Source organism: Neisseria sp. P0014.S009 (assembly GCF_051958155.1).
In the GTDB taxonomy this organism is placed as follows: Bacteria; Pseudomonadota; Gammaproteobacteria; order Burkholderiales; family Neisseriaceae; genus Neisseria; species Neisseria flavescens_C.
On the sequence record NZ_JBQCVS010000231.1, the window covers coordinates 1 to 241 of the forward strand.

1 protein-coding gene is annotated in these 241 nt (G+C 46.5%); it reads left to right on the forward strand.

Going from position 1 to position 241, the window contains the following annotated elements:
- Positions 1-67 precede the first annotated feature (67 nt).
- A partial coding sequence (locus ACTHS4_RS12450; protein WP_440366043.1) for a phage major tail tube protein occupies positions 68-241 on the forward strand: 174 nt, incomplete at its 3' end.

Consider the following 241-nt stretch of genomic DNA (forward strand, 5'->3'; position numbering starts at 1 on the left):
GTGATGACCCGCAAGTATCTTGTCAATCTGGTATCGGCTAACTAAGGTCGTCTGAAAAGGAAGAAATATGTCTGCAATCAATGCAATCTACAATGCCAACATCTATATCGACGGTAACAGCCTTTTGGGTAATGCTTCCGAGTTTAAGCTGCCTGAGTTTGAGTTTGGTCAGGACGATCATACCGGTCTGGGTATGGTCGGTACCATCAAACTGCCAAACGGCGTAGAAGCCCTAGAAGGC